This window comes from Arachidicoccus sp. BS20 (assembly GCF_001659705.1).
In the GTDB taxonomy this organism is placed as follows: Bacteria; Bacteroidota; Bacteroidia; order Chitinophagales; family Chitinophagaceae; genus Arachidicoccus.
In genome coordinates this window covers 196877-219463 of the sequence record NZ_CP015971.1, presented here as the reverse complement: position 1 = coordinate 219463, position 22587 = coordinate 196877, and the positions used below count along the sequence as shown (strand labels likewise).

Annotated in this window: 21 protein-coding genes; 7 read left to right on the top strand and 14 right to left on the bottom strand. The window is 37.7% G+C overall.

Annotation, left to right across the window (positions count from 1 at the left end; genetic code table 11):
* Window positions 1–25 precede the first annotated feature (25 nt).
* From A9P82_RS01010 to A9P82_RS00995, 4 genes are read right to left on the bottom strand one after another with little or no spacing between them, the layout of a single operon-like run.
* Complete coding sequence (locus tag A9P82_RS01010; protein WP_066203168.1) at window positions 26–676, bottom strand: NAD(P)-dependent oxidoreductase; 651 nt, start codon at window positions 674–676, stop codon at window positions 26–28.
* Window positions 677–727: 51 nt separating this feature from the next.
* On the bottom strand, window positions 728–1135 hold the full coding sequence (locus tag A9P82_RS01005) for an Rrf2 family transcriptional regulator (RefSeq protein WP_066203165.1): 408 nt from the start codon (window positions 1133–1135) through the stop codon (window positions 728–730).
* A gap of 45 nt (window positions 1136–1180) precedes the next feature.
* Window positions 1181–2224 (bottom strand): A/G-specific adenine glycosylase, encoded by a 1044-nt coding sequence (gene mutY / locus A9P82_RS01000; protein ID WP_066203162.1) that lies wholly within the window; start codon window positions 2222–2224, stop codon window positions 1181–1183.
* 10 nt (window positions 2225–2234) lie between these two features.
* Window positions 2235–3122: a DMT family transporter gene (locus A9P82_RS00995; protein ID WP_066203158.1), complete on the bottom strand. Its 888-nt coding sequence runs from the start codon at window positions 3120–3122 to the stop codon at window positions 2235–2237.
* Between the two features lie 104 nt (window positions 3123–3226).
* On the opposite strand from A9P82_RS00995, the gene A9P82_RS00990 reads away from it, so the two are divergent.
* The 3 genes from A9P82_RS00990 (at window position 3227) to A9P82_RS00975 (ending at window position 9568) form a co-directional block, all read left to right on the top strand.
* Window positions 3227–3973, top strand: coding sequence for a DeoR/GlpR family DNA-binding transcription regulator (locus A9P82_RS00990; RefSeq protein ID WP_066203152.1), 747 nt, complete (start codon window positions 3227–3229; stop codon window positions 3971–3973).
* Between the two features lie 399 nt (window positions 3974–4372).
* A complete protein-coding gene (locus A9P82_RS00980) occupies window positions 4373–7534 on the top strand; it encodes a SusC/RagA family TonB-linked outer membrane protein (RefSeq protein WP_066203144.1) in 3162 nt (1053 codons plus the stop codon).
* Window positions 7535–7555: 21 nt separating this feature from the next.
* Window positions 7556–9568 carry a SusD/RagB family nutrient-binding outer membrane lipoprotein gene (locus tag A9P82_RS00975; RefSeq protein ID WP_066203142.1) on the top strand — a complete coding sequence of 671 codons (2013 nt, stop codon included), beginning with the start codon at window positions 7556–7558 and terminating at the stop codon, window positions 9566–9568.
* Window positions 9569–9619: 51 nt separating this feature from the next.
* Here the strand turns inward: A9P82_RS00975 and A9P82_RS00970 are convergent, their stop codons facing one another.
* Both A9P82_RS00970 and A9P82_RS00965 read right to left on the bottom strand, forming a co-directional pair.
* Window positions 9620–11860 (bottom strand): helix-turn-helix domain-containing protein, encoded by a 2241-nt coding sequence (locus A9P82_RS00970; protein WP_066203139.1) that lies wholly within the window; start codon window positions 11858–11860, stop codon window positions 9620–9622.
* Between the two features lie 18 nt (window positions 11861–11878).
* Window positions 11879–12124 carry a helix-turn-helix domain-containing protein gene (locus tag A9P82_RS00965; protein ID WP_066203136.1) on the bottom strand — a complete coding sequence of 82 codons (246 nt, stop codon included), beginning with the start codon at window positions 12122–12124 and terminating at the stop codon, window positions 11879–11881.
* Between the two features lie 427 nt (window positions 12125–12551).
* Between A9P82_RS00965 and hemH the strand changes: the two genes are divergently transcribed.
* The 3 genes from hemH to A9P82_RS00945 all read left to right on the top strand — a co-directional run bounded on the left by hemH (window position 12552) and on the right by A9P82_RS00945 (window position 14842).
* Window positions 12552–13574 (top strand): ferrochelatase, encoded by a 1023-nt coding sequence (gene hemH / locus A9P82_RS00955; protein WP_066203131.1) that lies wholly within the window; start codon window positions 12552–12554, stop codon window positions 13572–13574.
* A gap of 75 nt (window positions 13575–13649) precedes the next feature.
* Window positions 13650–14186 carry a CopD family protein gene (locus A9P82_RS00950; RefSeq protein WP_066203127.1) on the top strand — a complete coding sequence of 179 codons (537 nt, stop codon included), beginning with the start codon at window positions 13650–13652 and terminating at the stop codon, window positions 14184–14186.
* Window positions 14187–14260: 74 nt separating this feature from the next.
* Entirely contained in the window at window positions 14261–14842 is a 582-nt protein-coding gene (locus A9P82_RS00945) for a PhnA domain-containing protein (protein ID WP_066203126.1), read from the top strand.
* Window positions 14843–14895: 53 nt separating this feature from the next.
* On the opposite strand, the gene A9P82_RS00940 is transcribed toward A9P82_RS00945, so the two are convergent.
* The 8 genes from A9P82_RS00940 to A9P82_RS00900 form a co-directional block, all read right to left on the bottom strand.
* Window positions 14896–16158, bottom strand: a complete 1263-nt coding sequence (locus A9P82_RS00940; protein ID WP_066203124.1) for a DUF2851 family protein — start codon at window positions 16156–16158, stop codon at window positions 14896–14898.
* Window positions 16159–16199: 41 nt separating this feature from the next.
* Entirely contained in the window at window positions 16200–16841 is a 642-nt protein-coding gene (locus A9P82_RS00935) for a hypothetical protein (protein ID WP_231891181.1), read from the bottom strand.
* Window positions 16842–16919: 78 nt separating this feature from the next.
* A complete protein-coding gene (locus A9P82_RS00930; protein ID WP_066203117.1) occupies window positions 16920–17399 on the bottom strand; it encodes a hypothetical protein in 480 nt (159 codons plus the stop codon).
* A gap of 12 nt (window positions 17400–17411) precedes the next feature.
* Window positions 17412–17969: an IS1096 element passenger TnpR family protein gene (locus A9P82_RS00925; protein ID WP_066203114.1), complete on the bottom strand. Its 558-nt coding sequence runs from the start codon at window positions 17967–17969 to the stop codon at window positions 17412–17414.
* 146 nt (window positions 17970–18115) lie between these two features.
* The gene (locus A9P82_RS00920) at window positions 18116–19537 is read right to left on the bottom strand and encodes a CCA tRNA nucleotidyltransferase (protein ID WP_066203109.1); all 1422 of its coding nucleotides are present in this window, start codon (window positions 19535–19537) and stop codon (window positions 18116–18118) included.
* A gap of 56 nt (window positions 19538–19593) precedes the next feature.
* Complete coding sequence (locus A9P82_RS00915; protein ID WP_156522572.1) at window positions 19594–20142, bottom strand: hypothetical protein; 549 nt, start codon at window positions 20140–20142, stop codon at window positions 19594–19596.
* Window positions 20143–20298: 156 nt separating this feature from the next.
* Complete coding sequence (locus A9P82_RS00910) at window positions 20299–21096, bottom strand: glutaminyl-peptide cyclotransferase (protein WP_066203101.1); 798 nt, start codon at window positions 21094–21096, stop codon at window positions 20299–20301.
* 307 nt (window positions 21097–21403) lie between these two features.
* The gene (locus A9P82_RS00900) at window positions 21404–21823 is read right to left on the bottom strand and encodes a septal ring lytic transglycosylase RlpA family protein (protein ID WP_066203093.1); all 420 of its coding nucleotides are present in this window, start codon (window positions 21821–21823) and stop codon (window positions 21404–21406) included.
* 27 nt (window positions 21824–21850) lie between these two features.
* On the opposite strand from A9P82_RS00900, the gene A9P82_RS00895 reads away from it, so the two are divergent.
* Window positions 21851–22579, top strand: a complete 729-nt coding sequence (locus A9P82_RS00895; RefSeq protein ID WP_066203091.1) for a M15 family metallopeptidase — start codon at window positions 21851–21853, stop codon at window positions 22577–22579.
* Window positions 22580–22587: the final 8 nt, after the last annotated feature.

The window sequence follows — 22587 nt, the reverse complement described above, 5'->3', positions numbered from 1 at the left end:
AAATTTATGTCTAAAAACCTGTCGCTTAATATGCCGCCGTAAAACGCTGTTTTATATGCTTTGGATTTTCCAGTTCGTCCACAATCGCAACCGCCAAATCCTCTACCGAGAGCACGCTCCTGCTGTTTTCGTCAAACACGGGATTCTCCAAGCCAATGCGATATTTTCCTGTTCGCGTTCCCGAAACCTGAGGGTTCATTTCAATTGCCGGACTAAAAAACGTCCAATCCAAAACAGTGTTCTCTTTCAAAATATTGAGATAATCTCTCGCAGCAGATGCGCCTGTATAATATTCTTTCGGAAACTGCGGCGTGTCCACCAACTGAACATTGCCGACATACAAACTTCCTGCGCCGCCAATCACAATCAACCTTTTAACGCCGGACTTTTCAACACCTGCTTCAATTGCTTTTGAACCTTTGATAAAGTCGTCATAGAAATTCGGATTTGTCCAGCCCGCGTTGAATGCGCTGATAACAGCATCATAATTTTTCAATCCTTCCGCTAAAGCGTCTTCATCATTTACATCCAAACTGTCCAATATTAAATTCGGATTGGATTCTTTTACATCTTCCGGCTTGCGTGCAATGCCCAATACTTCGTGATTTCTGGATAATAATTCATTTAGAATGGCTTTGCCCACAAAGCCTGTCGTACCGATTAATGCAACTTTCATAATTTGATTTTTTTTAGATTAGCCGATAATTGTAATATTTTTTGTTACAGTTTATTTAAACTGTTTTGCAAAACCCGATAGAGTCGTTTTTTCTAATTGTTTGTAAACTGCTTTTTCCACTTCATCATTCAGTTTATCTAAATGCTTGTTGATTTGTTTTCCCACCAAACATTCAGGATTCGGCGTATTGTTTTTTCCTAAAGCCGGAACATCAGAAACTAATTTATAAATTGCCGAAAGCGCAGTCTTTCCGGCTTTCTTGGCTAATTTACTTCCGCCCGACTTTCCTTCCTTACTTTCGATAAAACCATTCTTTTTCAACTCGCCGATGGCTTTTCGAATCAATACGGGATGAACATTTATGCTCGAAGCAATAAAGTCGGAAGAAAGATAATTTTCTTTCTGTATATACAGCAAAGTGAGAATGTGCAAATAAGTGGAAAATTTTACATTGGACATAACTGTAACAATTTTTATTACAGTTCAAAGGTAGAGAAAAATATTTTACATAGACAAATAATCATTCACAATTTTCGGGAAGGCAAAAAACGGAATATTATTTTTGGTAATCCATTCGCCGCTTTTCAGCGATGAAGGTTTAGTTTTCAATTTAACTTCAATAAAAACCGCTTTTATTTTCTGATGCGTAAGTTGTTGTGTAAACTCTTTTGAAATATTGATGGATAAAGGGTTTATAGAAAATTGATTATTGACAAATTCACTTACCTTTTCATTATTCCAATTATTTTTTTCATCGGTTTCCAATAAATAAAATTCATTGAGATTTTGCCAAATGTCATTGTGCGTACGCTTGTGGATAAATATTTCATTCTTTACAGACAAAACAAACCATGTAAAATTACGTGTCTTTTTGGTCAATACTTTTTCTTTTACAGGCAATTGATTGACTAAGCCATTATTATGCGCTACACAAATTTCTTTCATCACGCAAGTTGCACACTGTGGATTTGCAGGTTTACAAACCGTCGCCCCAAAATCCATGATTGCCTGATTGTATAAAGCCGCTTCTTTTTTGTCTAAATTTTCCTGCGCAAGTTGGGTAAATATATTTTTCCCTTCAGTAGAATCAATTGCTTTTTCCACTCCGTAAATGCGAGATAAAACACGGAACACATTTCCGTCAACAACAGCGTAAGGCTGGTTATATGCAAACGAGCAAATTGCTGATGCCGTGTAATTTCCAACACCTTTGAGCGCTAAAACTTCTTCATAATTTTTCGGAAAAATTCCATTCAGTTCGTTGCAAATAAAGCGAGCTGTGAATAATAAATTTTTACAACGATTGTAATAACCCAAACCTTCCCAAAGCTTAAAAACATCCGCATCTTCGGCGTTTGCCAAATCGCAGATTGCAGGATATCTTTGAATAAATTTTTCGTAATAATTCCAACCTTGCTCTACTCTTGTTTGTTGTAGAATCACTTCACTCAGCCAGATTTTATAAGGATTCTTCTCTCCTTTCCAAGGCATTTGCCGTTGGTTAAAATACTTGTGCCAATGCAATAATTTCTTTGAAAAACCGGACATAAAAAATGGATTATTCCTGAATCATTTTATCTTTTGGCTTCCTTGTAATTGTGCGGGTTTGCAGAATTACTGCCAAAAGAATGCACAGAAAACCAATGTAAAAAATGCTTGATAAATCTTTATTTTCTTTGTAAAGAATGAACGCTAAAATAATTCCGTAAACAGGCTCTAAAGTAAGCGTAATATTTGCCGTAAAAGCGCTTACAAATTTGAGCGATTGCGTGTAAAGCACAAATGTAAAAATAGTACAAAGCCAAGCCAGTATCATCAGCCACAACCAATCGAATTTTTGCGGAAAAATATTTGCCACCGGAAAAAGATGATTGTAAAAGGGCATCAGCAAGCTCAATCCTATTAAACCGCCTGTTAATTCGTACAACACAAAAGTTTCAGGTTTATAATCATCCACAATCTTCTTACTGAAAACAGAAACCAGAACGTTCAGCAACATTGCCATTAAGCCAATATAAATACCTACGGTAAAATGCACGTTACCAATATACACCAAGCCAATTCCAATGATGGTAAGGGCACCATACAATAGCTCGCGCGAACTTATTTTTTTTCTGAAAAACAAGGGTTCCAAGATTGCCGAAATAAACGCCGATGAGGACAAGCACGTAAGAGCGATAGATACATTGCTGTATTTGATACTTCCGTAAAAGCAGAGCCAATGCAGAGCGAGCAAAACACCTATGCCGCCAACAGCCAAAAAAGATTTAAGTTTTATTTTTTCTATCTTTTTTAAAAAGAAAAAAAACAGCCACATCGAAATTACCGTCAGCAACAACCGCCACCACACAATCCACCCCTCATTGAGATTGATGGCTCGTCCCAAAACGCCGGTAAAACCCCAAAGAAAAACTGCAATGTTTAGTCTGATTAATGCCGGTTTCATTATTATTCGTCAAGTAAAATTTGACACAAAGAACGCGTACGAAAATGATATGCAGCAATATTTAAAAATTATTTCTTTTAATTTAGCACATTAAAATCAGTCCTATGCTCAAAAAAGAACGGCAGGCGTATATAATTCAGCAAATAAATATTCACAACAAAATTTTATCGTCCGATTTAAGTACCCAGCTGGATGTGAGCGAAGATACTATTCGACGCGACTTACAGGAACTTGACAGCGAAGGCAAACTAACTAAAGTACATGGCGGCGCTTTATCAAAAGCATTTCAGGTAACGCTAAATAATAAGAATATTTACTCCCTTCCCGAAAAAAAGATTATTGCACATAAGGCTGCATCTCTTATCAAAGACGGAATGTTCATTATTCTCGGCGGCGGTACCACCATAAGGGAATTGGTAAAAGCATTGCCGGAAAACTTGAGCGCCACATTTATTACACCAAGCATCCCCACAGCTTTGGCTTTGTTGAATCATCCGGCTATTGAAGTAATTTTTATCGGCAATAAATTGTCCAAAACCATTCAAATGGCAGTTGATATTGAAGCTGCAGAAAGCCTTAAAAGCATCAGCGCCGATTATTCTTTTATAGGAACAAACAGCATCGATGCCGATGCGGGCATTACCGACCTCGAGTGGGAAAGTATCGAAATAAAGAAGGCTATTATGAGAAGCTCCCGAAAAACAATTGCACTCGCCATTTCAGAAAAGCTCGGCAGTGTACAGCATCTTAAAGTTTGCGATATGAATGACATTAGTATATTAATTACAGAGCTTCCGCCTGACGACCAACGCTTAAAAAAATATAAAAACAAGGGTGTCGAAATCATTTAAAACAGTGCAGTTTTATGCAGGTTTTAATTCAATGTAAATTTTTTTTTTAATTTTTTGCTACTTTTTGCACGATTTGTTAAAATTATTTCGTAATTATGCAATGTGTTTATTAACATTGTTTTTGCGACTGAACAAACGAAAAGTTAAGAACGAGAAATCTGTTAGTCAAATTATTAACAATCTGCTTTCTAAAAAACATTGTTATTTGTTGTTACTGTGGAGAAAACCATGTCAAGATGGGGAACATGATAATGCTGCTGCACAAGCTTGGTGTAAACAAATAATGCCTTGTGCTCACACTAAAGGTGCCGGATAGTGATATGATGTGTTATGTGCTTTCAAAGTTTTTCTATTTTTTAATTATAGCTTAAAGAAACGTGTAGCATAAATTTTATTTATATGAGAAAATTCCTAACAAAGCGTATTTTACTTTTTATTGTAAGTAGCTGTGTAATCGTTTGGGCGCATGCCCAAACGATTACCATTAATGGTAAAGTTGTCGATTCTGCCGGCAACAAAGGTCTGGCACTGACATCTATCAAAAATGAAGCGGGAAAAACCCTGGGCATTACCGCAGAAGATGGTAGCTTTAGCATTAAAGCCGAAGCGGGCATGCCGTTAATTTTTTCTTACCAAGGATATCGCAGCGTGAAGCTGCCTGCATCTGCCGATTTCATGACCGTGATTTTGGCAAGAAATGAATTTGATGCGGAAAACACGGATGTAGTAGTAACCGCAATGGGTATTAAAAAAGAGCGAAGAGCCTTGGGATATTCGGTCTCTGATTTAAGCGCCGGAGAATTGATGAAAAATAAAAGTACTAATATTGTTAACTCCTTAGCAGGTAAAGTACCCGGTGTTAATGTTACACAATTCAGCGGCTCGGCAGGTGCAGGAGCATCTATAACTATTCGAGGGGGGACTTCCACTTCAGAAGGCAGACCTAACCAGCCGCTATTCGTTATTGACGGTGTTATTTATGACAATTCAACTACAGTTACAGGTAACACGGCCACAGATGGCTTGTCACGCAGCAATACAACCTATTCAAATCGTGTGATGGATATTAATCCGGAAGATATCGAAAGCCTGTCGGTTTTAAAAGGTGCGGCCGCTGCTGCGCTGTATGGCTCAAGGGCAGCTGATGGCGTTATCGTTATCACAACAAAAAAGGGTAAAGAAGGCTTTACAAGTGTAAGTGCTAATAGTAAAATAAGCACATCATGGGCAGATAAATTACCGGAAGTTCAAACAGAATTTGGTCCTGGTACCTATTCCACTAATGGCGTTTTAACCTCCACTTCATATAGTTCATGGGGGGACAAAATTCCTGCCGACAGTACCATTTATGATAATATTGGGAATTTCTTCCACAACGGAGTCGTATATGATAATAACGTAAATGTATCTGGCGGAAATAAAAACGGTTCCTTTTTTCTGTCCGGTTCTAATTTCGACCAAACAGGTATTGTTCCCGATACAAAATACGATAAAACAACTTTCCGTTTTAACGGCGAGCAGAAATATGGACGTTTGACTTTGGATGCCAATGTCGCTTATTCTGTTGCTAAAACTAACAGAACTTTGACCACAGCAGGATTATACGGCAGCGGAGTGGGAAGTATGCAGTCATTATATACTTTTCCCACAACATACGATATAAGAAATTACATAAACCCAGATGGTACACAACATCAGATATATGCCGGACTTATCTCATTAGAAAACGACATAGACAATCCTTATTGGATTATTCATGAAGATAAATTAACCTCACAAACCAAGCGATTTACCGGCGGAGTAAACGGCACCTTCAAAATTGCTTCCTGGTGGGATGTTATAGGACGGTTAGGTTACGACCAATATACAACAAGTGATTATACTTATATTGCTCCAGGTTCGGCTTTAGCTCCTGTGTATCAAAATGGACGGTTAAGTAAAGACAATTATAACTATACATTTATAACAACTACCGTGATGACTAATCTCCACAAAACATTCGGAGATTTTGACACACACTTAATGTTGGGCACTTCTACGGAAAACACAGAAACATTAAGTCAAAATATGTGGGGTTATGACTTTATTACTGCTGGTACAATCAGCTTTAATAATATAGCAACCGCAAATCAACAGTTTAAAGATGCAACAAAGAGAAAACGTTTAGTCGGGACTTTTGGCGAAGTAGGTGTATCATACAAAGATATTGCCTACCTGACGGCAACCGGGCGAAATGACTGGGCATCTACTCTTCCTATAGAGCATCAGTCCTATTTTTATCCTTCTATTAGCGGCTCCTTTGTATTTACTGAATTATTGCCCAAGAGTGATGTCCTTTCTTTCGGTAAAATACGAGGAAGCTGGGCAAGAGTTGGTAAAGACACAGACCCTTATGCTACAAATACTTACGTAAATCCACCAATTAGTTACGGCGATTTCATAGGAATCGGGAATCAGTATTATTCCGGCAATGCTTATTTAATACCCGAAATTCAAGAATCGTGGGAAATTGGAGGAGAGTTTAGATTTTTCCACGACCGCATTGGTTTGGATTATACATATTATTATGGTAAAACACATAATCAGATTGGGCAACCACGTTTAGCTCAATCTGGCGGGTTTATTTTCAGTACACTTAATTCCGGTTCGGTAATTAATAAAGGTATGGAAATAGCGCTTAATGCTAAACCGGTAGTTCACAAAGATTTCGAATGGGATTTTGTATTAAACTTCTCCTATAACAAAGGTAGATTAGGAGCGTTCATTCCGGGTATGCCCTATTTTTATGCAACAGACGCTCAGTTTGGAACAGTCAAAGGTGCGTCTATTCCCAATGGCGGATATTTTCTTGGACTGACGGGACAAACATATTTGAGACAAACTGACGCTAACGGAAATGAAATGCCAAATGGAGCTTATCAAGTTGATCCTAATAGTGGCTTGTATAAACTTAATACAAACAATCCAATAGTTGGTAACCGGGAACCGGATTTCATTGGCGGTTTCAACAATACTTTTACATATAAAAATTTGAGCCTGTCATTCCTTCTTGACATCCGCAAAGGAGGCGACGTATTTAACGGTACAGAGTATGCATTGGTTGTAAACGGCTTAAGCAAATTAACTACATTGAATGACAGACAATCTGTAACAGTAACAGGAGTAAACAGTCAAACGGGAGATCCTTTTACCCAAACATACAATGCCGACGAAACCTATACTATTGGTACAACTACTCATGATGGTAGAGAAATGATTCATGAGTATTGGTCAAATTATGCGGCCAATTCAATGAATTTTATTACTTCTGTAAATTGGCTAAAACTGCGCTCTGTATCACTAACGTATGATTTCTCAGATTTCTTGAAAGGACAAAAAGTTATTAAAGGGCTTTCCGCCACAGCAACAGGCACCAATCTATTCACATGGACAAATTATAAAGGAATGGATCCCGAAGTAAGTGCAGGAGGTGGAACTGGAGGTTCAGGATCTACCGGCATTGATTATTTGGGAGTTCCTGCTGTTGCGAGTTTTACATTTGGAATAAATCTTACTTTTTAATTTAACACGAAACATAAAATTATGAAAAATTTTAAATATGTTTTATTGAGCTGTGTTCTTGTATTAGGTATCGCTTCGTGTAAGAAGTGGCTGGATGTTAATACAGATCCGGACAATCCAAATAATCAAAGTGTATTAATTCAGAACCGTTTGCCTTGGATTCAAAAGTTTTATCAATACACAGCGGGAGTTACTAATTATCGTACGGCTTGTTATGCAGGAGTGTATTACAGTAGTTCTGCTACTCCAAATTCGTTTACCACAACATGGCAATGCTCAAGTGCTATTTCAACCACTTCTTACCAAACATGGTTTGTAGAAGTATCTTCTGATGTTGTCGATTTATATAATTCTGCTCAGAAGCAAGGCGCCTACTATTATATGGCTGCTGCAGATGTATTCTCTGCATTAGGTTATATGGAAATGTTGGATTTATATGGCGAAATGCCTTACACAGAAGCAGGAACCGGCAACCCAAGCCCAAAACCTGATGATGGCAAAACTATTTTTAATGGATGTATGTCAAAATTGGATGAAGCTATTAACTTATTTAGTAAAACACAAGAAGCCGGCGCTCCGGCACTTTCGCTTGGCGATATGTGGAACGGTGGCGATGTCAGTAAATGGATAAAATTTTGCTATGGTTTAAAAGCTCGTTACATGCTTAAACTATCGAAGAAGTCAGATTTGTTTAATGCAGATTCTGTTTTATATTTCTTGTCCAAAGGGCCTCAATCTATTGCTGACAATGTCGTAGGTCCATGCTATAACAACAGTACTGTAACGGATTATTTAGAAGGCGACCCGGTGGTTACAAATGGCAACTTTGATTATGCAGCATATGGAACTACCCAGCGTATTTCTCAATACTATTATAATCTATTGACGAATATGCGAGGCTCAGGAGTAGTTGACCCAAGAATGAGTAAAATTGTACCTGCCACCATGTCTAATATAAAACTTGATGGCAATGGGAAAGTAAGCTCCTATACATGGCTTCGTTCAATTGGGGTAGATTCTTATGGACCTTCTACCCGATTGGTAAAAGGAGGTAACACTATTGCATTAGAAAGCTTTGCCACTGCTCCGGTAAATGAAATATACCAAATTACCAATGCGACCGACCACGCTAATTTTGTTGCAACTTTAGCAGCTGCTGGAAAAGTTGAAGGGAAAGACTATGCAGATAGCGGTAATTATGTAAGGGTAACTTATCCGGCGGGAGCCAAATATGTAGCAAGTAACAATTATCAATACGCAGGAGATACTGTTTATGTAAATCTATGCAGTAAGGCTCTTGCAACAGGTGGATTAAGCGCAACAGACCTTTTCTATTATTCTTCAACGGCAGCAGGGACAGCAGGCGCAGTTACATCTACAGGTTCATATCAGGTTCGTCCTGTTTCAGACCAAGAGATTTTGACATACCATGAAATGTGCTTTATCAAAGCCGAAGTTGATATGAGAAAGGGGAATAACGGCGATGCTTTTATAGCGTATAAAGAAGGTATCAAAGCCGACATGGATATGATGCAAGCCAAACTAACAGAATGGGATGGAACTTATGGCTTACATGCAACTGCCCAAACTCCCAATCCGGATATGTCACCAATGGACCAAGTTGATATTAATAATTATTTGTCAAGCAATGCAGTTGCACAAAGTGCAGGTAGTTTGACAATGTCAGACATTATGCTTCAAAAATATATAGCTATGGGCTGCAGTATTGAAAATTGGAACGATATGCGTCGATTTGACTTTAGTGCCGGGGATATAGGTAGCTTTGGAGTTATCTATCCAGGTTTTGACAGAGGTCCGTTGTTTTCAGGTACAGCTCAATTAACAGGCACTACCAAAACAGACCCAAGGTATTGGATGCGTCGTTGGGAGTTGCCACCAACCTACGAATTAAATTACAACTCTATAAACACACTTGCTTTAAACCCACATGCCGCAGACCCGAATATTTGGAGTATGCCTGTTTGGTGGGATTGTGCGACAGATGAAGAATATTATGGGTACTTAAAAAAATAAATGAGGCAATTGTAATTATACAATTAATACAGCCGCTTTACTCCAAAGCGGCTATATTTTTTCTTCTTCACCCCCGCTCTGTAACCGCAACCTTACGGCTCTTATTTGCGTATAACTATATTTCTCGTTGAATGATGAAAATATTTGAGATGAAGACAATTCAGGCTTTTCCTTCATAAATTTTTCTAATTCTTTCAATTCATTTTCTGTAACAAAAACAGAAATATCCACTTCCCCCGTTGGGACAAATTCCATCAAATGTCCTTCAACCGTGCCTCTCACGAGATTTCGTTCCTGCGCAATCTCCTCGATGCTTTTTCCCGCGAGATACATTTCCAAACTGATTTGCTTGGTCATGCCTTTCGGCACTTTGGCTACAGATAATTTTTTCTCTTCGAGAATGTATTGAACCATTTCATTTTTTGTTTGCAAAGATTGCAGCCAATCCGAAACGTTGGAAGATTTGCACATAGTTTCCGTAAGCGTTACAGATTGCTGTAATTCCTGTTTTCTTCTTTCAAAAGGAATGATTAAATTAAGTAATTGCGTTTGTAATTTTTTGGTACGTTTTCTGTTTTTTAATACTTCCAATTGTGTATTTAAAGGCTGAATAATTTCTTTCGCCAACACTTCGCCAAACCATTCGCAAGCCGATTTTGCACGCGAATGTAGTTGTTCGTAACCTTCTGTTTCTGCGGTTTGCAGCAGATTATCCAACTGTCTTACAAATTTCTCTGCCGTCGTTTTTTGCTGAACAATTTTTGTATAAGCCGATTTCAACTGCGTTACAAAATCCGCCTCATCGTGAAACAAATCACTTTCATTATCTTCAATATAATCTTTCAACAACACGCACAATTTTTCCCATTCAAATACTTTGATTATGGATTGATGAACGAACTCTTTTTGTGCACCAATCAACTCATCCTGCAAGGCGTCTTCTTCTGTTTGCCGAGAAGAAAAATTCAAAACAGACTGATTGGTATGAATCGCCGAAGGAAAAATTTTTGAGCGCAATACCAATCCATCCAGACTGCGCAAACGGCTGAGTGCGACATACACTTGTCCCGCCGCAAAGGAAGCACCCGCGTCAATTACAGCTTTGTCAAAGGTTAAACCCTGACTTTTATGAATCGTAATTGCCCAAGCCAAACGCACGGGATATTGCGAAAAAGTTCCCAATTCGTCTTCATCTATTTTATCGGTATCATTATTGTAATTGTATTGAATGTGTTGCCATTTTTCGGGTTTCAGTTCAAGCAATTCATCTTCATCTTTAAACCGGATTTTTATTTCTTTGTCTTTGATAGAATCAACAATACCAATCTTTCCGTTATAAAATTTTCTGTCTTCGCCTTTATCATTCTTGATGAACATAATTTGCGCGCCTTCTTTCAAATACAAAGTTTTTTCCATCGGGAACATTCGTTCCGGAAAGTCGCGCTCTACCACAGCTTCAAAGGAATGCAGCTTACCGGGCAAGTCTTTCAACGCTTGTTGATTGATGCGGTCTGCAATCGCATTGTGCGACGTAAGCGTGATATAATTTTCTTCTTTATCGGGATAAAATTGCGGGTTGTAAAATGAATTTATCTGTTGCAAATCTTCGTCATTCACTTCATTATTTCTTACGCGATTGAGCAATTGTATAAACTGCTCGTTGCTTTGGCGATAAACTTTTTTCAGTTCCAAATACAGCGGCGGCACGGTTTTCAACGCAAGCGCATCAAAGAAAAAAGAGCTTTGATAATATTCGCCCAGTAATTTTGTTTCATGATTTTGTACCACAGGCGGCAACTGGAACAAATCGCCGATATACAGCATTTGCACACCGCCGAAAGGAATTCTCGGTCTTTGTCGAACATGGCGTAGCACTTCATCAATCGCATCCAGCGTGTCGCTGCGCACCATAGAGACTTCATCGATTATCAACAGTTCAAGTTCCCTCAACAACTGCTGTTTTGTGTAACGGATTCTTAGCTTGGAAAGTAATTGTTGTTTGTTGTACACATTTTGATTTTCTTGCGAAGGATATACATTTTGTAAGGTCGGCACGTAAGTTCCAAATGGCAATTGAAACAAAGAATGAATAGTAACGCCGCCCGCATTAATGGCAGCAACGCCCGTAGGTGCTGCAACTGCGAGCTTTTTGTTACAATGTTCTTTAATGTATTTTAAGAAGGTGGTTTTACCCGTACCTGCTTTCCCCGTCAAAAATAGATGACGGTTGGTGTGATTGACAAAAGCCGCAGCCAAAGCAAATGTTGTATTTTCCTGGGTTAAAAATTCCATGACGGAAAGATACAAAGTTTAACCTTTCTGCTTTGCAACATATTTCTCAAATTCTGCAATCAATTCACTTGGCTCTTCTTCAAAGGCTTCGGCAAGTTTAAAAAGCCAAAACAATGTCGGCGATATCTCGCCTCTTTCCAATCGGGAAATATTTTGAAAGTTATTTTCAAGTTTGGCAGCTAAGTCTGATTGAGACATTTGCAGTTGTTGTCTTTTAGATTTTATAAAAAATCCCAAGTGCTTATTGAATAGGGTTTTGTTCATTAAAGCCAATTTCACATATATGCAAAACATCATTATAACCCTATATGGTTATTTCTGAATTTATCTATATATTTGTTCTGTCTATATTTTCACGGTATTCTGAACAATAAATGGTTTTACTTACCTATCAATCAACACTGTAATGTTTAACTTGCTTACACACCTAATAGAGAAAATACAACGCTTTCCCATTACACTTGAGAATATGAGGGAATGGATAAGGTATGAGAATATAGAAATTACCGAGTGTACACTTTACCTTTATTTTAAAGAGAAAGATAATTCAGAGTATGGAACTGAAAACGATTTCTATAAAAAAGAATCGAGACTGGAACACGGCTATAACGACAATTGACACACCACTGACACATTAAACCCAACAATACAGTTTGAATTGCTTTACCTTTGCACCACTTAAAAATTTGTGATGGCAAAGCGCGGTATTATTTTAATGAACTTAGGTTCGCCCGATTCTACAAGTGTAAAAGATTTAAAAAAATATCTTACCGAATTTTTGATGGATGAGCGCGTGATTGACAAACCTTTTTGGTTGAGAACACTATTGGTGCGCGGCATTATCGTTCCGTTTCGTGCAGCAAAATCTGCAGAAGCGTATCAAAAGATTTGGACAAAAGACGGTTCGCCTTTAGTAGTCATTACAAAGAATTTACAAAAAGCCTTGCAAGTCAAAATGCCCGAAAACATTGAGGTTGCGATGCGTTACGGCAATCCGGCTCCAACAACGGCTTATGAAAATTTGCTCCAACAAAATCCTGATTTAGAAGAAGTAATTTTAGTTCCGTTGTACCCGCATTATGCAATGAGCAGCTACGAAACGGCAGTCGAATACATGAAAGAAATTCATGCAAAAAATCATTATTCTTTCCAACTAAAAACTGTTCCGCCTTTTTACAACCATCCTGCATATATCAATGCCTTGGCGGAAAATATGAGGCCGCATCTGCAAAACGATTTTGACCAACTCTTGTTCAGCTATCATGGCATACCTGAACGACATATTTATAAAACCGACAAAACAAATAGCAAGCACGATTTATTATCAACCGAAAACTGTTGTGAAAATCCCGAAGCGCAGGCAACTTGTTATCGTTATCAGGTAATGCAAACGAGTAAATTGGTTGCGGAAAAATTGGGCTTGAAAAAGTCGCAATGGCAAATCAGCTATCAGTCGCGCTTGGGACGCGACCCTTGGCTGCAACCCAATACACAAGAGCGTTTGCCCAAAATGCCAAACGAAGGAATTAAAAAGTTAGTCGTCGTTTGTCCGTCGTTTGTGAGCGATTGTTTAGAGACTTTGGAAGAAATTGATATGCGCGGCAGGGAAGATTTTTTGGCGAGCGGCGGCGAATCCTATGAATATATTCCTTGCATGAATACAAATGAACTTTGGGTTAATGCTTTGGTGGAATTGATAAATGAAATTCAATAAAACATTAAGAAATTAAGACGCATTAAGGCTTAATTTTCTTCATACCTTAATGGTTAAATTCGTAATTTGTTCACGATGTACAATTACATAATCGCTTTACATATCATCTTTATTGTTACGTGGTTTGCGGGAATGTTTTATATGCCGCGGCTGTTTATTTACAACACCGAAGCCAACGAAAAAGAGGACGCCGCGCAAAAAATATTACATGAACAATTTACCATAATGATGAAACGCTTATGGTATGGCATCACATTTCCTTCTGCAATTATTACATTGATTTTAGGTCCATTAATTTGGTTTGAAAAGTACGATTTTACTTTACCGGCATGGCTTTTCATCAAATTGATTTTTGTTGTTTTTCTATATCTCTACTTCATTTCGCTGCACATTATTTTCAAACAACAAGTTAAAGGCATCTTCAAATATACATCGCAACAATTGCGTGTATGGAACGAAGTAGCAACGATATTTTTATTTGCGATTGTTTTCCTGGCTGTCGTGAAAAGCGCACTTGGCTTGGTTTACGGATTGATCGGACTTGTCATCTTTATTATTATTTTGATGAGTGCGATTAAAATTTATAAGAAAATAAGAGATCAGAAAGAATAATTTTTCGTTTACATAAAATCTCATTTTGCGCAAACCAAAAATAACCACACATTTGCAGCCTGAATAATAAAAACATGAATCTTACACAATTACAAGAACGCAGCAACAACGCTTGCGAACTGTGTGCAGCAACAGGCAATTTGAACATATATGATGTTCCACCGACAGCCGATAATATTTCCGACAGGGAAATTTATATCTGTGACAAATGTCTTGCGCAAATCGAAAAGAAAGAAGAACTTGACAGCAATCACTGGCAATGCCTTACAACTTCCATGTGGAGCGAAACGACTGCCGTTCAAGTGGTTGCGTGGCGAATGCTGAACAGATTGCGCAACGAGAGCTGGGCTGCGGACAATCTTGATATGCTCTATCTTGATGATGCAATTTTGGATTGGGCAAAAGCAACCGGCGACCATGAAAACGATGCAAACGTTGATTTGCACAGAGATGCCAACGGCGCTGTTTTGAACAACGGCGATACTGTTGTACTTACAAAATCACTGGATGTAAAAGGCTCTACCGTGAATGCGCGTTTGGGAACTGTAGTAAAAAATATTCGTCTTGATGCAAATGATACAGGCTATATCGAGGGAAAAATTGAAGGGCAAAGTATCATGATTAAAACCATATTTGTGCGCAAGCAAGGTGTTTAATCAAAACCATTCGATTATAAAAATCCGAAAACGAATATCAGTTTTCGGATTTTTTATTTCTTTAAAATGCCGTTGCCGACTGTACAATCCAGACATTTTTTTTCGTTGCAATAATTATTTTTCAGTTCCAGTAACGCCTGACTATCAAATGCTGAAATACAAGCTACGCCTACATTTCGCCACGATTGAATAATATTGTTTTCTTCCGATTTTATTTCCGACAACCAACGTAAGGCTTTGTCTTTGTAAACATCTTGGTTGTTGATTTTTCCGTAAATGAATACAAGTGAAACAATTGTGTTGATGATAATAATATCAATCATTGATTTACCTAATTGTTTAGGTTTTAAATTATGATTTTCATCTTTCAGAGTAAAATGCTCATTCCAATAATCATTTGCTTTTACCAAAAGCATTGATTTCAAAGAGTTGTAGCTTTCTGCTTCTTTCATTTTTGAAAACAGATGATTGGATTGATGAATGAGTGAAGCCAATTGTGCCAATCGAATGGTAGGAAAATTTTGCGGGCGCATTCGTAAAAACGCAGGTTGTTTTTCAATATGTTTCAGCGAATATTTTTTTGCGAGATACCGGTATTCTCTTTGCAACATCTTCGCATAATCATTTTCAACATCATCTTCCAACAAGCCGCATTGACCAAACAGCAAGGCTTCCAGCGTATTGAGTTGATTTTTATGCTTGGCTAAAATATTCAACGGCAAAGAACTCGCCATTTGAAAAAATACATCTGCATTTGTTTTTGAGCCGAAACTTTTTGCGAGCATTCGCCAAAAAACTTCGCTCCAATCCTGCTTTGTTTGCTGCAACAATTGTTCTATTTCATAAGATTTTCTTTCCAACCTTTCAACCAACAATCTGTCTTTCCAAACCGTCCATTGAAGTGAAGAAATCGCAGGCAAATATTTTTCGCATGGCACGAAAATACTTGAGTTCATTAATATTTCGTAATTTTTCAGCATCGAAGATGCAACCAGAGATTGCAATTCCAAAGTCGGAAATTTTGCATTTGGAATTTGTTTATCATCTTCCCAAACAACGTGGAGAATGATGTTTTGATAATTTTTATCATCATCATGCTTGTGTAAAAACCAATCGGAAGATTTAATGTGCAGCTCAATATTTCCGGCGAGAATGGTGTTGCCTACTTTTATTTTCGCTTCTAAAAAATCCGCTCCCTGATTCTTGTTGAGTTGCCCAACATCAAGAATGACAAGGTTTTCAGCGTTGGTCGTTTGTAAATTTTTCGTATTAAAATATTGAAACTGCCAGATGAATTGTAACAATCGTTCCTGCATATACAAGCGTTTTTTTTCATCTTAAAGTTACATATTTTCTTTTATTGCAATCGTTTTGAAATCGTATCATCAATCTTCTGAAAAAGATGATGCGGCTTGTACACGCGCCAATCCTCAATTTCCATGAGTTCTATAAAATATTGCAGCTTGTATTTTTTAAATTCCTGTTGCGCAGCTACAGACAAATCGAGCATCACAAGCCAGCCATCTTCGTCCGCAATTTCTTCGTACCATTCTTCGTAATAATCCTTTCCGCCGTAATGAAAATTCAACACATTCTCGCCGATAAAAATAAAATGCGTAATGCCTTCATTCGTCAAAATGTCCGCCAAATCATACTTTAGCGTCATCACATCGTTTTCAATCGCATCGTTCCACTCTCCTATCAATTCAATGATGGCGAACTGCATTTCATAATCGGCATACAAAATTTTGCAGTACAAAGTTTTGCTTCCAAACTCGTCCCATTGCGGATGAATATAAAAATTGTATATCGTCTGTGAAAATTCGAACTCGCTGTATTCTCGCCCGAAAAACGGCGAACGCACATCGTCTTCCGAAGTATATAAATGCCGCCAATTAAAAAATGGTTCTATCGTATGCACCGTAAATTTCTTTTGATAAAGGTAGAAGAAATTGAGTGGAAGAATGACGTCTAAGGAAGATTTAACGTTTATGTTCAATGATTTTATACGCCTTGGTGCGTGTCGCACGCACCAAAATAAAATTGGTTCGTGAGGACACGAACCAGAGCGAAAGATTTAATGTTTATTTTGGCTTCTTTTCCAATATACAACTAATAAATCATTCAATTCTTTTGTAGTTGTATTTAGGTCATCTATATTAAAATGCTCTTTGCCATTTGGGAAATTATAATTCAGATAAGAACGAACATATTTAACACCTTCTCTCACAACTTCTTCTTTTTGTATTTGCGACCATTCGTAAAATAAAGTAGTCGCTGTTTGAAGTCCTTCATTATTCAAAATTATCTGTGGTTCTTTCTTTAAAAATAATTCTCTTAATTTTTTAAAACAAAAATATCCACCAATTAAAACAATAATAAGTCCAATTAAAACATTTTCTTTTTTAAGAACACAAAAAACGCCGCCAACCAAAACAATACCATTTAAAACCAAGCCGACAATTGATTTTGATTTTGAAAAATAGATTATAGTTTCATTAGGTATAATTTCATAGTCTAACGATGCCGCATTATAATTTCGATTACTAACTTTCATAATAAATTTATATCAAAACTCATCTTCATCCACAACATCTTCTTCATTATTTTCATCGGAAGATTCATCGCCTTCTTCGCCAAAGCCATCGGAATCTTTGTTCAAATCATACTTCTCTTCCACGTCCATAAACTGGTTATCCAACACACTTTTTGTTCCATGCTGCTGCGGTCCGATTCCTTCCGTGCGGCTTACACTTGGATAAACAATCTTTGAACTTTCTTCTTTGGTTACATTAATCAGTTCCAAAAAGAAAATCCAGTTTTTTGTAAAATCATATTCATAAATAAAATGTTGATTAGTATCCCGAATCTCACTTCCGACGGGCGTTTCAGCCATCAACAAAGGTTCGGCGCGATACGTTTTATCATATTTTTTCAAAGAAATTTCCCTGCCGCGCTGCCAAGCTTCGTTGCTTCTGTAAAAAGTTGCTTCGTGCTTCGCATCAAAGCCGAAAGCCGATAAAATAGTTTCGTGCAACTGATGAAAATTTTGCGTGTGTTTAATCACAATGTCGCGGTAAACACTTGAATCGTCTTCGGGGTAAACACGAAATTTAAGAATAGCCATTATAATTAAGAATTAGCAATTAAAAATTAATAATTGTTGAACCGCAAACTTCATGCGTTATTTGAATTCTTTGCAGTTATTGAATAACTAATATTTTCAGTTGCTGCATTTTTGCACCAACTCATTCGTTTAGCAAGGTAATTAATTTATTCAGAAACCGCCTTTAATCCCAACTCGTTTGCCTTTTGCAACATGAGTTGATAAGCTGCTTCATAATTATTCGGAATAATGCCGTCCAAAATACTTTCGCGGATAAAATCTTTGATAATACCGACTTCTTTACTCGGTTGCAGATTGAATGTTTCCATAATCAATTGCCCTGAAATCGGCGGTTGCCAGTTGCGCAGCTTATCGCTTTCTTCCACTTCAATCATTCGCTTACGCACAAGTTCAAAATTCTGCAAATAACGGCGTACCTTGTTGGGATTTTTGCTCGTAATGTCGGCTTCGCACAACGTCATTAAATCATCGGCATCTTCGCCGGCGTCGAACAACAAACGGCGAATGGCGCTGTCCGTAATTTCGTCTTTGGAAAGAAACGCAGGACGCATATGCAACGCTACAAGCTTCTGCACATATTTCATCTTTTCGTTGAGTGGCAATTTGAGCTGCGCAAATATTTTCGGTGTCATTTTCGCACCCACAATTTCATGTCCGTGAAAAGTCCAGCCATGACCTTTCTCAAATTTTTTTGTCGGCGGTTTGCCAATGTCGTGCAGCAACGCTGCCCAGCGCAGCCAAAGGTTTTGTGTCTTTTGCGAAATATTATCGATGACCTGAATGGTATGATAAAAATTATCTTTGTGCCCCACTCCTTCTACATTTTCTGCACCTGCAAGCGCCGCCATTTGCGGAAAAATAATTTGCAGTAATCCGCTTTTGAACAACAAATCCCAACCAATCGATGGCTTCTTCGACAGCATGATTTTGTTGAGTTCATCGGCAATACGTTCTTTGGAAATAATGTTGATTCTTTCTTTTTCCGCAACAATCGCGTTGAAGGTTTTTTCTTCAATGGTAAAATTCAATTGCGTTGCAAAACGAATGGCGCGCAACATACGCAAAGGGTCGTCGCTGAAAGTAGTTTCAGGTTCAAGCGGCGTGCGGATGATTTTTAATTGCAAATCACGAATGCCGTTGAACGGGTCAATCAACTCGCCGAAATCATTTTTATTCAGGCTGATGGAAAGCGCATTAATGGTAAAATCTCTTCGGTTTTGGTCGTCTTGCAAACTGCCCGCAAACACAGTAGGTTTGCGGCTTTCGCTGCGATAACTTTCTTTGCGCGCGCCTACGATTTCAATTTCAATATCGGGCAATTTTATTTGCGCCGTACCGAAATTTTTAAATACGGTTACGTTCGGTTTGGGATTGAAACGCTCCGCAATTTTTTCGGCAAATGCAATGCCGTCGCCGAGGCACACAATGTCCGCATCTTTGGTGTTTCTACCAAGGATTTTATCGCGCACAAAGCCGCCGATGATGTACGCAGGCGTTGCCGTTTCCTGCGCCACCGCAGCAATCTTTTTAAAAATAAATAACTCTCTGTCTGTACAGGGGATTTGCATTATTCGTTTAATCAGTTAAACCGCAAAGGAAAAAAGATTTTGGGAAAGATGAAGATTTAATTCACAACTTTTGGAACAGTAAATTTCTTTAATTCAATCGGAATGGACAAAGGTTCAAATCCTTCCGTGTGATGAAAAATTATTGTTGAATCAATCTGATGCAACGGCAAACTGCCTTTTGTAAAATAAATCCATTTGTATAAAGTATCTAATTCTTTCGGCACATGATGGCTGCGAACATTAATTATTTTTTGCACACTGTCTTTTTGAAAATAAAACCTGTACATTATTCCATCAGTATATTGTTCATCATAAGAAGAATCAAATTTTTGAAAATCTGTTTTATTGATAAAACTGTCCAAAGTTTTTCTTTGATTGTTTGACAGCAATGCGAAATAAGTTTTATTATTTTTTGAAGTATCATAATTATAATACGAAAAATATTCTTTAATAAAAATGGTATCACTTTGAGTAAACTTTAAACTAAACGCACTTGTCCCATAACCATCAAAACTAAATTCAAACATATCAAATAAAGGCTTTTTATTTTTCTTACAACTCACGACAAGCAAACCAATACAACATATTAGTACCAGATTTTTCATTGAAGCGTTTTATAATAAGATGCAGTTTCTATTCAAATTCCATAAAAGGAAATAAGATTACTTCGTCGTTCGTTCCTCACTCGCTCGCAATGACGCGCAAAGGTTTTCCTATTTTACTCAATTCTTAATAATCCTATAAATCATCCAAAACCATGGTCAATTCAACTTCAACTCAAAAATCTTTGTCCAGTCTTTTCCTGTAATCAACAACGTATTTTTTGTGGAATCATACGCAATTCCGTTTAATACATCGCCGGTTGCAGGCACGCCGTTTTTCTGGCGAATGTTGGTCAAATCCATCTGTCCTACAACCTTTCCGCTGTTCGGGTTAATCTTCACAATATTATCGGTCTGCCAAACATTGGCATAGATAAATCCATCAACATATTCCAACTCGTTGATGTTTGATAAAGGTCCGTATTGTCCTGTAACGTTCACGGTTTTCACAATGCTGAAATCCGCAGGATTCACATAATACAAATTGCTGCTGCCGGTACTGATGATGAGATTTTTTCCATCGTTCGTCATGCCCCAGCCTTCGTAAGGCCAATTGAGTTCTTTCACTTTATTCAGGTTTGGCAAGTCGTACACAAATACTTTGTGCGAAGTCCACGTTAGTTGAAACAATTGGTTATTGATGATATTAATTCCTTCGCCGAAGTACTGCGACGGGATTGCTATTTTCTTATCCACCCTGCCGGAAGCCAAATCGTAAATCAATATTTCGCTGTGTCCTTTCAAGCCTGTACTTTCGTAAATTTTTCCGTCTCTCAGAAAAAAACCTTCGGTAAAAGCCGAAGAATCGTGCGGATACATATTAATCACGCTATAATTAATTGCAGCCGGGTCGTTCGCCGGAACACTTGTACTGTCTGTATTTGACGAAGATTGCTTGTTTGCATTTTGGCATGAAGCCGCTAATAAAATGAATAAAGAAACTGCTATGGATTTCATTTGTACGTTATTAAAGTCCGTGCAAAAATAAGGAGTTGCTAAAGGAAATGAAGATGTTATTGGTTATTTGCGGGAAAATTAGCAAGTGTTTCAGCCTATGAATATGCTATACACTTTTCTTTATCGATGGCTTTACTTTCGAAGTCTCTTTTAACAGTTTTACTTGTTTCAAAGCTTGCGCATAAGAGATTTCTGATTGTTGTGCAAGTATCTTTTTGTTCTTTAATGACAATTCCGTTAATGATATTCTCAAGTTTTTTTCGTGTATCATTTGTAAACATTTAAACAAAAATACAAAAGATAATGATTATTCCACCGTTCCTTCATCCACACTTTCCACCTTCACTTTTACAACACCGGCGCTGATAATTTTTAACGCAATGGCTGCGGCTCTTGACAAATCGACGACTCTTCCTCTTTTCGCCATTGACGGATGCGTTCTGTCATTAATATATACAATTACCGATTTTCCTGTTGCTATTCTTGTAACGCGCACCCAGGTTCCAAGCTTGAAAAAATTACTCGCCGCCGTCATTTTTTCGTGATGATATCTTCCGCCCATTGCCGTTCTTGTTCCTTCCAGGCTTTTGCTGTAAAACGATGCTCTGCCGTAAACAATCTTGCTGCTGTCGGTATGAATAATCTTTACATTTGTCGGCTTCTTCTGTGCAAAAACTATTTGTACAGAAAACAATATAACAAGCAATAAAAAAAGTTTACAATTCATTGTATCAATAATTTTTATCTTTATGGCATGGACAAAAAAAGTGTTTTTCTACCGTTATTGATTTTTGTTTTTTCGTGCGGCACAAATGTTCGGCTCAACGCTCAAACATACACAAAAAATAAATACGGGTTAGAGATTATCAATGATGTTCACACTTATCAAAAAGCAATTGATAACAATCCGAATGAGCAATTAGTGTTGCTTACAGATTATGTTCCGCATTTGAAAACGGATTTTGTGTATGCAACCAAACACAATTTCACACACACAATTTTGTATAAAAATCCAAAGCCCTACGCGCTGCTGGCAACAGCAAAAGCATTGGCACAAGCCGCGAAAGACTTAAAAACACAAGGCTTTGGCATTTTATTATTCGATGGCTACCGACCTTATTCCATAACTGAAAAAATGTGGCAAGTGGTTCCGGATGCACGTTATGCCGCCGATCCTAAATTTGGAAGCGGGCACAACAAAGGCGTTGCCGTGGACATTACTTTATATAATTTACAAGACGGGAAACCATTACAGATGCCCACAGGTTTTGACAATTTTACCGATACGGCACACAGCGATTTTATGAATCTTCCCGACAATGTTTTACACAACCGAAAATTGCTGAAAGACGTAATGAACAAATATGGTTTCACGCAGCTTTCAACGGAATGGTGGCATTTTTCCATTAACAATCCCAACAACGAATACAAAATCCTTGACCTGAGCTTCGATGAGCTAAACAAACACATAAAATCAAAATAAATATTTGC

What these genes read in the sequence shown, in the direction of transcription:
- A9P82_RS01010 (WP_066203168.1), bottom strand. Translation starts at nt 676, where the DNA reads ATGAAAGTTGCATTAATCGGTACGACAGGCTTTGTGGGCAAAGCCATT.
- A9P82_RS01005 (WP_066203165.1), bottom strand. Translation starts at nt 1,135, where the DNA reads ATGTCCAATGTAAAATTTTCCACTTATTTGCACATTCTCACTTTGCTG.
- mutY (WP_066203162.1), bottom strand. Translation starts at nt 2,224, where the DNA reads ATGTCCGGTTTTTCAAAGAAATTATTGCATTGGCACAAGTATTTTAAC.
- A9P82_RS00995 (WP_066203158.1), bottom strand. Translation starts at nt 3,122, where the DNA reads ATGAAACCGGCATTAATCAGACTAAACATTGCAGTTTTTCTTTGGGGT.
- A9P82_RS00990 (WP_066203152.1), top strand. Translation starts at nt 3,227, where the DNA reads ATGCTCAAAAAAGAACGGCAGGCGTATATAATTCAGCAAATAAATATT.
- A9P82_RS00980 (WP_066203144.1), top strand. Translation starts at nt 4,373, where the DNA reads ATGAGAAAATTCCTAACAAAGCGTATTTTACTTTTTATTGTAAGTAGC.
- A9P82_RS00975 (WP_066203142.1), top strand. Translation starts at nt 7,556, where the DNA reads ATGAAAAATTTTAAATATGTTTTATTGAGCTGTGTTCTTGTATTAGGT.
- A9P82_RS00970 (WP_066203139.1), bottom strand. Translation starts at nt 11,860, where the DNA reads ATGGAATTTTTAACCCAGGAAAATACAACATTTGCTTTGGCTGCGGCT.
- A9P82_RS00965 (WP_066203136.1), bottom strand. Translation starts at nt 12,124, where the DNA reads ATGAACAAAACCCTATTCAATAAGCACTTGGGATTTTTTATAAAATCT.
- hemH (WP_066203131.1), top strand. Translation starts at nt 12,552, where the DNA reads ATGGCAAAGCGCGGTATTATTTTAATGAACTTAGGTTCGCCCGATTCT.
- A9P82_RS00950 (WP_066203127.1), top strand. Translation starts at nt 13,650, where the DNA reads ATGTACAATTACATAATCGCTTTACATATCATCTTTATTGTTACGTGG.
- A9P82_RS00945 (WP_066203126.1), top strand. Translation starts at nt 14,261, where the DNA reads ATGAATCTTACACAATTACAAGAACGCAGCAACAACGCTTGCGAACTG.
- A9P82_RS00940 (WP_066203124.1), bottom strand. Translation starts at nt 16,158, where the DNA reads ATGCAGGAACGATTGTTACAATTCATCTGGCAGTTTCAATATTTTAAT.
- A9P82_RS00930 (WP_066203117.1), bottom strand. Translation starts at nt 17,399, where the DNA reads ATGAAAGTTAGTAATCGAAATTATAATGCGGCATCGTTAGACTATGAA.
- A9P82_RS00925 (WP_066203114.1), bottom strand. Translation starts at nt 17,969, where the DNA reads ATGGCTATTCTTAAATTTCGTGTTTACCCCGAAGACGATTCAAGTGTT.
- A9P82_RS00920 (WP_066203109.1), bottom strand. Translation starts at nt 19,537, where the DNA reads ATGCAAATCCCCTGTACAGACAGAGAGTTATTTATTTTTAAAAAGATT.
- A9P82_RS00915 (WP_156522572.1), bottom strand. Translation starts at nt 20,142, where the DNA reads ATGAAAAATCTGGTACTAATATGTTGTATTGGTTTGCTTGTCGTGAGT.
- A9P82_RS00910 (WP_066203101.1), bottom strand. Translation starts at nt 21,096, where the DNA reads ATGAAATCCATAGCAGTTTCTTTATTCATTTTATTAGCGGCTTCATGC.
- A9P82_RS00900 (WP_066203093.1), bottom strand. Translation starts at nt 21,823, where the DNA reads ATGAATTGTAAACTTTTTTTATTGCTTGTTATATTGTTTTCTGTACAA.
- A9P82_RS00895 (WP_066203091.1), top strand. Translation starts at nt 21,851, where the DNA reads ATGGACAAAAAAAGTGTTTTTCTACCGTTATTGATTTTTGTTTTTTCG.